This is a genomic window from Aurantimonas marianensis, from assembly GCF_024195285.1.
GTDB classification, from domain to species: Bacteria; Pseudomonadota; Alphaproteobacteria; order Rhizobiales; family Rhizobiaceae; genus Aurantimonas; species Aurantimonas marianensis.
In genome coordinates this window covers 1-7,963 of sequence record NZ_JALHBS010000120.1, presented here as the reverse complement: position 1 = coordinate 7,963, position 7,963 = coordinate 1, and the positions used below count along the sequence as shown (strand labels likewise).

The 7,963-nt window shown below is 63.9% G+C and carries 6 protein-coding genes; 3 read left to right on the top strand and 3 right to left on the bottom strand.

The genetic code is table 11. The features are described from left to right. Positions 1-2,789, top strand: a 2,789-nt coding sequence (traA, locus tag MJ956_RS18195) for a Ti-type conjugative transfer relaxase TraA (protein WP_253965844.1), incomplete at its 5' end; no start/stop codon positions are given. A gap of 130 nt (positions 2,790-2,919) precedes the next feature. Next, a complete protein-coding gene (locus MJ956_RS18190; RefSeq protein WP_253965843.1) occupies positions 2,920-3,135 on the top strand; it encodes a helix-turn-helix transcriptional regulator in 216 nt (71 codons plus the stop codon). A 293-nt stretch (positions 3,136-3,428) separates the two neighbouring features. Here the strand turns inward: MJ956_RS18190 and MJ956_RS18185 are convergent, their stop codons facing one another. Genes MJ956_RS18185 through MJ956_RS18175 form a run of 3 tightly spaced genes read right to left on the bottom strand, consistent with a single transcriptional unit; the run spans position 3,429 to position 6,391 of the window. After that, positions 3,429-3,839 (bottom strand): response regulator, encoded by a 411-nt coding sequence (locus MJ956_RS18185; RefSeq protein WP_253965842.1) that lies wholly within the window; start codon positions 3,837-3,839, stop codon positions 3,429-3,431. Continuing rightward, positions 3,840-4,838 (bottom strand): sensor histidine kinase, encoded by a 999-nt coding sequence (locus MJ956_RS18180; RefSeq protein WP_253965841.1) that lies wholly within the window; start codon positions 4,836-4,838, stop codon positions 3,840-3,842. A gap of 41 nt (positions 4,839-4,879) precedes the next feature. Continuing rightward, positions 4,880-6,391, bottom strand: coding sequence for an ATPase domain-containing protein (locus MJ956_RS18175; protein WP_253965840.1), 1,512 nt, complete (start codon positions 6,389-6,391; stop codon positions 4,880-4,882). Between the two features lie 424 nt (positions 6,392-6,815). Here MJ956_RS18175 and MJ956_RS18170 point away from each other — a divergent pair. Continuing rightward, positions 6,816-7,963, top strand: a 1,148-nt coding sequence (locus tag MJ956_RS18170; protein WP_253965839.1) for a cache domain-containing protein, incomplete at its 3' end; no start/stop codon positions are given.

Sequence of the window (7,963 nt, the reverse complement as noted above, 5' to 3'; positions counted from 1 at the left end):
AGCTTGCCCGCGAGGTGGAGTTCGCCCTTCCGCGCGAGATGAGCAAGGCGCAGGGCATCGAACTCGCCCGCGACTTCGTACAATCGGAATTCGTCGACCAGGGCATGATCGCCGACCTCAATGTGCATTGGGATATCGGCGAGGACGGCATGCCAAAACCCCATGCCCATGTCATGCTCACCATGCGGCAGATTGAGGTAAATGGGGACGAGAACGGCTTTGGCCGGAAGGTCCGCGACTGGAATGCTACCCAGATGGTCGAGCGCTGGCGCGAACGCTGGGCGGAGCTTGCCAACGAACGGCTGGTCGAACTCGACATCGATGCGCGCATCGATCATCGCTGCCTTGAAGCGCAGGGCATCGGGCTTGAGCCGCAAAGCCAGATCGGCGCCCCCGCGCAGCGCATCGAGACACGTCGTGTCGAGGACGACGGCATCGAGACACGTCGTGTCAAAGGCGAAGGGATCGAGGCGGCCGCCACCGTTGCGGATCGGGCCGAGATGCACCGGCAGATCGCCCGCGACAATGGCCAACGCATCATCGCCGATCCGTCCCTCGCATTGGATGCGATCACGCATCAGCAATCGACCTTCACGCGGCGCGAGATGGCGCGGTTCGCGCATCGGCACAGCGACGGCATCGACCAGTTCAATGCGGTGACACAGGCCATAGGAACCGCGCCCGATCTGGTCGAACTGGGACGGGACCGACGCGGCGAGGACCGGTTCACCACCCGCGACATGATCGAAGCCGAACAGCGCCTGCACCGTGCCGCCGAACTCATGGCCGGGGCCGAACGCCACGAGGTCGATGACAGCTACAGAGTGGCCGCACTGGCGCATGCCGAACGGCGCGGTCTTGTCCTCTCCGACGAACAGGCCGACGCGCTGGCGCATGTCACGGACGGGCGCGGTCTCGGTATCGTTATCGGCTATGCCGGGACGGGAAAGAGCGCCATGCTGGGCGTCGCGCGGAAAGCCTGGGAGGCATCCGGCTATGACGTCCGCGGCATCGCTCTGTCCGGCATCGCGGCGGAAGCCCTCCAGAGCGGATCGGGCATCGCATCGCGCACCATCGCCAGCCTGGAACATGGCTGGCGGAACGGCCGCGATCTGCTCACCAGCGGTGACGTGCTGGTGATCGATGAGGCCGGCATGGTCGGCACGCGCCAGATGGAGCGCGTGCTGTCCCATGCCGCCGACGCCGGCGCGAAGATTGTCCTGGTCGGCGATCCGCAGCAGCTACAGTCCATCGAGGCGGGCGCGGCTTTCCGCTCGATCCATGACCGCCACGGTGGCGCGGAGATCGGCGAGGTGCGTCGCCAGCGCGAGGACTGGCAGCGCGACGCCACGCGCGATCTGGCGACCGGCAGAACCGCCAATGCGATCCATGCCTATGACAGTCATGGCATGGTGCATGAGGCTCAAACGCGGGAACAGGCGCGCGATGATCTGATCGACCGCTGGGACCGCGACCGGCAGGCCGAACCGGATCGCAGCCGGATTATCCTCACCCATACCAATGCCGAGGTGCGCGCCCTCAATGAAGGTGCGCGGGAGCGAATGCGGGACGCGGGCGATCTGGGTGAGGACGTACGTGTCACCGTCGAACGTGGCCCGCGCAGCTTCGCCAGTGGAGACCGCGTCATGTTCCTGCGGAACGAGCGCGGCCTTGGCGTGAAGAACGGCACGCTCGGCACCATCGTTGAGGTCAGCACGCAGAGCATGTCCGTGCGCACCGACGACGGGCGCAGTATCTCGTTCGACCTGCAGGACTACGACCGCATCGACCACGGCTATGCGGCGACCATCCACAAGGCGCAGGGCATGACGGTGGACCACACCCATGTGCTGGCAACACCGGGCATGGACGCGCACAGCAGCTATGTCGCGCTGTCACGGCACCGCGGCGGCATCGACCTGCATTATGGCCACGACGACTTCGCCGGTCAGGACAGGCTGGTGAATACCCTGTCGCGCGATCGGGCCAAGGACATGGCATCCGACTACGAGCAGCAGATCGACCCGGCGCGGGATTACGCCGAACGGCGCGGCATCACTTTTCACGCCCGTGTTGCCGAGATCGTGCGTAAGGTGCCGGAGAAGGTGCGCGGCATGTTCGAGGGGTTGCGACTGCCCGCCGATGGCGGACAGGGGCCGGAACGGGAAAGCGCTGCGGCAAAGGTCCCGCGAACGACGGATGCGCCGGAAAGAGCCGTGGCGGCGGACCCGGAGGCGGAGCTGCGCAAGGCCCGCACCGATGCGCTCATCCGTCATGCCCGCGCGGTGGACGCGATATTCAGCGCGGAAGATGCGGGCGGCAAGCGAAGCCCGGACCAGATGCGGAAACTTTCCGACGCTCGCAAGGCTTTCGAGAAAGTACGTCCCCATGGCTGGCGGGATGCGGAAGCAGCCTATGTGAAAGACCCCGGCCTCGCCCGAGAGGCAGGTGCAGGAAAGGTCAACCGCGCCATCCGGGCGCTCCAGCTTGAAACCGAAATCCGCACCGATCCCAGCCGCCGCGCCGACCGCTTCGTGGAGCGCTGGCAGAAGCTCGACCGCGCCAGCCAGCATCAATACCAGGCGGGCGACATGGCAGCCTACAAGGCCACCCGGTCGGCAATGGGCGACATGGCGAAGAGCCTCGAACGCGATCCGCAGATGGAATCCCTGCTCGCCAACCGCAAGGCAGCCCTCGGCATCGACATGGAGGCTGGCCGCCGACTCGGCGCGGCCCTCGCCCTCTCTCACGGTCTCGATCTCGGGAGAGGAAGGGGGATCGGGATATGAGAACCGTCCTATGTGCCGCCGTTTCGTCGTCACACTACGCCCACGCCTAAATCCCTCTTGCACAACGATAAATCGTTCCTCTGTCTGGCTCGGCGCCGATCAGAAGCAGCCAGCAGGAGGCAACACGGCTATGCAACAGCCAGACCGTATCATCCGCCTGAACACCGTTCTCTCCCGGACGGGCCTGTCTCGCTCCACCATCTATCGGAAGATTGCCGAAGGTACGTTCCCCGTACAGCTCAGGATCAGTATCAACGGCGCCGGGTGGCGAGAATCCGATATCAATCGCTGGGTTGCCGATCCCGTCGCATGGCGGCCACCGCGAGAAAGCGATGACGTCAGATAGGGCCGCATGCGAAATGGCGGGACGACAGCACGGGTTGTATCATGCAATCCAATTTCCTGTGGAAAACGGAATCGAACCGCCGGTATGATTTTGGATTGGGTAATTTTGCGGGTACCTGGCGTTATCCGCACTGCAATATTTATCAATAAAATCAAATTGATAGGCTATAAGTTCGATTCCGTCCCTGGCACCACTCATCGAACTCATTGACCCCTCCGGCTCGCACCCCTCCGGCTTGTCTATTGGCGCGGGGGCAGGCTTCGTTCACGGGCGCACGGCCGATCCGTCCGCACTCAGAACCACTGGGCGGCCTTCGGCGTCCGCGGCACCTCGCCCGTCTCCACGTAGTCCAAGGCCGCCGCAACCGCTTCCAGCAGTTGCTCCGTCGTAAATGGCTTCGGCAGCAGTCCGAGGGCGGCGTCTTTCCCGGCCCGCGCAACGGCCGCCTGTCCTGTAATATAGAGGCTGGGCACCTGATGGTCGTCGCGCAGCCGGCGGGCCAGTTCGACGCCATTGTCACCGCCCTCCAGATCGATATCGACCAGAGCGAGCGAGATCGTCGAGGACTGCGCGATGTCCAGCGACGGGGCGCTGCGCATGGTCGGCCCCAGCACTTCATAGCCGGCGTCCCGCAGATCGTCCTCGATGACCATCGCCACGATGAGATTGTCCTCGACAACCAGAACTGATTTAATTTCCGTCACTTAGCGATCCAGTACGCTGCGGGCCGGAACCCGGACCCGCACCTGAAGCCCTGCGGGGGTAAACTCCAGATTCGCCTCGCCGTCGAGACTGTGCGCCGCGGAACGGATGAAGCGGGTGCCGTAGCCGGTCCGCGATGGCGGATTGACGATCGGCCCGCCCCTTTCCGACCACTCCAGCACGAAACTGTCGCCCTGCCCCCGCTCGACTGACCAATTGACCGCCACGGCGCCCTCGCTCGACGACAGCGCCCCGTATTTGGCCGCATTGGTGGCCAGTTCGTAAAGACTCAAGGCGATCTTCTGGGCGGGGTCGGACAGCAGTCGCTGGTCCGAGCCGGTCGCGACGACTCGCACCTCCTCGGTGTTGAATGGCCTCAAGATGGCTTCCACCAATTCGGTCAATCCCACCGATCCGTAGTCGACGTTGAACAAGACCGAATGGACGTTGCTAAGGGCGTTCAGTCGGCCGGCGAATTCCTGGGAGAAATCCGCAAGATCGGCGGAGTTCCGGCGTGTCAGCGAAAAGAGGGCGTTGACGCTGGCGAGGATATTCTTGACCCGGTGGTTGAGCTCGTGGCGCAGCTCCTCCTGGTCGGCGATGTAACGCGCCAGGGCGAACTGACGGATGCGGGCGCGCAGGGCCGTATCGACCGAGGTGGTCATCTCGGCGGGATGAACCGGCCGTTGCTTGATGATCAGCTTCGAGCGGGGCATCAGCTCGAGAAGCCGGCCGGCGGCATTGTTGAGATGCACCGCCGCGTCCAGCAGGACGATGATCGGCAGTTCCGCCCAATCGTCCTGCTGGGCGAGCATCTGGCTGACGAGCTCAAGCGACTTCTCGGTCAGTCCTTCCTGGCTGACGACCAAAAGCCCGGCCTCGCGCGCGAGAACGGATTGAAATTGCGCCAGATCGTCGGCGACGACCGCCTTGAACCCGGCGCCCGTCAGCACCTTGCGGATCGTGTCGCCATCAGTCCCGTAAGGTGCGTAGATAATCACGGGCAGTTCGGCGGCGGACGGTATTCGGTCGAAAACCGTCTTCATTGCGTCGGCATCGGGGACGGACTGCCCGGCGGCGGCTGGACGAACTCCCTGATGCTGATGCGACCGGTGTCGATCTGCAATTGCCGGACATCGAGATCGTGCGGCCCATGGCGCTTCTTGACGACGGTGATGGTGCGGCGGACCACCGCCGGCCATTCGTACATGCGCAGGAACACCACCGTATCGCCGAGAAAGCTGACGTCGACGGCGGTCTCCATATTGTGGCCGAGCAGGCCATGCTGGGCCACGATAAGGATGGTCAGGACGCCGCGCCGCGCCAGATACTTTAGCAGTGTCTGGATCTGCATGATCGCTTCCTGCGGATTCGGCAGCGCGGCGAGGTAACCGGTGAAGCTGTCGATCACCACCACGCCGGCATTGTTGCCATCCGCCGATTGCTGGGCGATCTGCGAGAATTCGCCCTGCGAAATCGCACCGGGATTGAAGTCCCAGAGTTCGAGCTTCCCATCGTCGCGATATTTGCGCAGGTGCAGACCGAGTCCCTCCGAGCGCCTGAAGAAGGTCTCGACCCGTTCCTCGAACAGAAATAGGGTGACCGATTCCCCCCGCTCCAGCGCCGAGTATGCATAAAGCGAGGCAAGGGTGGACTTGCCGGTGCCAGACTGCCCGACGATGAGGGTCGTCGTGCCAGGTTCCATACCGCCGCCGAGCATGGCATCGAGTTCTTCGACGCCCGACTTGATCAGATCCTCGCGGCCGGTCTCCGGCGCCAGCTCGGGCACGATCCGCGGAAACACCCTGACGCCTCCCCCGGTCTGGATCGCCATGTCGTGATAGCCGTCAAAGAAGCGCACGCCGCGCATCTTGCGAATATCGATCCGACGGCGTGCCTGACCGTATTCGGGCAGGAATTTTTCCAGATGAAATAAGCCATGCGCCAGACTTTCGACGACCGCATCGCCGCCGGCGTCCGGCGTCAGATCGATGAACAGGGTGGCGATTCCCCGTTTCCCCACCATTCGCTTGAACGACAGGACTTCCTCATGAAATTTCTGATTGTCTCGACTGAGTTGGCGAATTTCGACCAGCGAGTCATAGACGATGCGTCGCGGCTTGACCCTGTCGATCGCCGCGTCGACGGCCTCACGGGTGCGATCGAGACGCACATCCGATGCGTAGAAGATCGTCTGATCGTCCTGCTGTTCATCACCGCGAGCGGCATGCAGTTCCTCGATCTCAACTCCCTCGAGCGACCAGCCGTGCGACGCCGCGATCTGCTGCAACTCGGCCTTGCTCTGTGACAGCGACACATAAAGGACCGGTTCCCCTGCGGCCGCGCCGGCGATGAGGAATTGCAGCGCGAACGTCGTCTTGCCGGTGCCGGGTTTGCCCTGAAGCAGATAGAGATGCCGACCGGGAAGGCCGCCGCCGAGGACCGTATCGAGCCCTTCGATTCCGCTGGCAAACCGGCCATTGTTTTTGGCCGGCAGCTTCGTGGCCGCTTTCTTGGCGGCAAGCGTCTTGGCCGACTCTTTTTTCGATGGCATTGCGATTCGGCTTTCCAATGGGTCGGGAATGCGGACCATCTCGGCAGATACGCGGCGTGTCAAGGCGACACGGCGCACCTCGGAAGCGACCGTCGCGCGATAGTTCTTGCTGGCGGGGGCAAGCCGAAAATCGAGGCGTCGGGGTCGGTCTATTGCCGGCTATGAATATTCCCGGCTTTTTCGCCTTGCCGAGGGTGGGGCGATTATCGCTTCGCTCGACCGTGACTGTGGCCGCCCGGCTTTGCCGTACGCCCGTTTCCGCCTGGGAAGACCTTAGGCCGCCGGTCTTCAAGCTGGGAGGCCGGTGAGCACCAGCGAGCTTGGCGCGGCTTTCCCCAGCCTTGCCGCCTCCGGCCAGGCTTAACGTTTCCGCAAATAACGCGTGGCAATGGAATGGTAGACCGATAAACCCCGGATTGTCGCCATGCCCCTTCGCACCCGTCTCTTCGTTTCCGTTGTGTTCGCCGCCTTGGTGGCAGCGCTGGCTGTCGGACTACCGTTGTTCTTCGGCGCTGAGCGACTGGTCGATCGGGCCGCCGAGCGCGAATTGTCGATCATGCAGCGCAAGCTCGACCGGTCGATCGACGCGGAGGTCAAAAAGGCGCTGAGCCTCGCCGCGCTGGTCGCTCAGCAGCCCGCCGTCGGGCAAGCGATCGCCTTCAACGATCGTCAGCGTCTGGCGGATATCTTCGTTCCCGGCTTCGAGTCGATGACGACCCAATATGGCGTGGAGCAGTTTCAGTTCCACACCCCGCAGGGGATCTCCTTCCTGCGCGTCCACAAGCCGGAAAAATTCGGCGACGATCTGTCGTCGTTCCGCTTCACTGTCGTGGAAGCCAACGCCAGCAAGAAGCCGGTCATCGGACTCGAGCGCGGCCGCGCCGGCGTCGGCGTTCGCGCCGTCCACCCGATCGACTACAACGGCCAGCATGTGGGAACCATCGAATTCGGGCTCGGCTTCGGCCAGGAATTCCTCGCCGGCCTGACCGACGGCGCCGACGACGAGGCGGAACTCTACATCTTCCCGATGGAGGAAGTGGCGACCTTCGCCTCGCAGGATGCGGGCAACGCGCGCTCGGCGGCGACCTTCACAGGCGAACCACTGCTCGACGGCGCAACCCTGGCCCGTGTCCGCGAGGGTGAGACGGTTCCCACCGCTGTTGTCATCGCCGGCCAGCCCCATGTCGGCGTCGCACGTCCGATCAAGGACTTCGCCGGCAATGTCTCGGGCGTGGCGCATCTGTTGACCTCGCAGGCGGCGCTTCAAGCCATCTCGACGGAGATCAACTGGATCGCCGCTTTCGCCGCCGTGCTGGCCATGGCGCTGGCCATCGTCGTCGCGCTGTTCGTCGGCCGCCGTATCGGCGGCGCGATCAGCGGCATGGCGGACAGAATGTCCCAGCTCGCCGGCGGCGATCTGACCACCGAGATTCCGGCCCTCGATCCAAAGGACGAGGTTGGCCGGATGGCGAATGCGGTGTTGGCGTTCAAGCATGCGGCTTTGGAGAAGCAGCGTGTGGAGGCCGAGGCGGTGACGCGGCGCGAGGAGGCGGAGGCCGAGCGGCGCCAGAA